General features: G+C 24.8%; 1 protein-coding gene. It reads right to left on the bottom strand.

From position 1 onward, the window contains the following. Positions 1-162: 162 nt before the first annotated feature. Positions 163-733, bottom strand: a 571-nt coding sequence (locus tag CHF27_RS14035; RefSeq protein WP_147294107.1) for an RNA-guided endonuclease InsQ/TnpB family protein, incomplete at its 5' end; no start/stop codon positions are given.

Below are 733 nucleotides of genomic sequence, written 5' to 3' on the forward strand. Positions count from 1 at the left end.
TTATAAATACTTTATAAATTTCATAGATTTACTTCCTTTTTCAACGTATCCGATTTTAAAAGTTATAAATAACAATCTACTTTCGTTTGATATAATACTCCAAAGGCTTTAATTCGACCTCGTCAATGTCTACATATTAGCATAATCTTTTTAGTTGATTTTCTATGCTAATTGGTAATTTGCTAAATTAATACTTGCATTTTTATCCCTATCAATTACAAGATTGCACTTTTTATTGGAACATATATAAGTTCTATCTTTAAGTTTTAAATCTTTCTTGATAGTTCCACAGCAAGAACACATTTTACTACTTGGAAAGAATCTATCTGCTTTTATAAATTCAATTCCACTCCATTTACATTTATATTCAAGTATAGTTATAAACTTATTAAAACATTGTTCTGAAATTGATTTAGATAGATGTTTGTTTTTCAACATACCTCTCACATTTAAATCTTCAGCAACTACTCTACAAGGCTTGGTTTTTACTATTGTATTAGTAGTTTGGTGAATATGATTTAATCTAATATCTGAAATTCTTTTATGAACAAGTTTTATTTGTTTTTCAAGTTTTATGATATTTTGAGTTTTAGTAAGTTTTTCACCTTTTTTAAAAGTAGTTCCACTTTTCAACATATCATATTTTCTTGAAATCTGTCTTTGTAGTCTTTTAAGTTTCTTATTTAATCTCTTAACTTCTTTAGTCTTATTAATGTTTTTAAAAGGCTTATCT

This window comes from Romboutsia maritimum, assembly GCF_002251085.2.
GTDB lineage: Bacteria > Bacillota > Clostridia > Peptostreptococcales > Peptostreptococcaceae > Romboutsia_B > Romboutsia_B maritimum.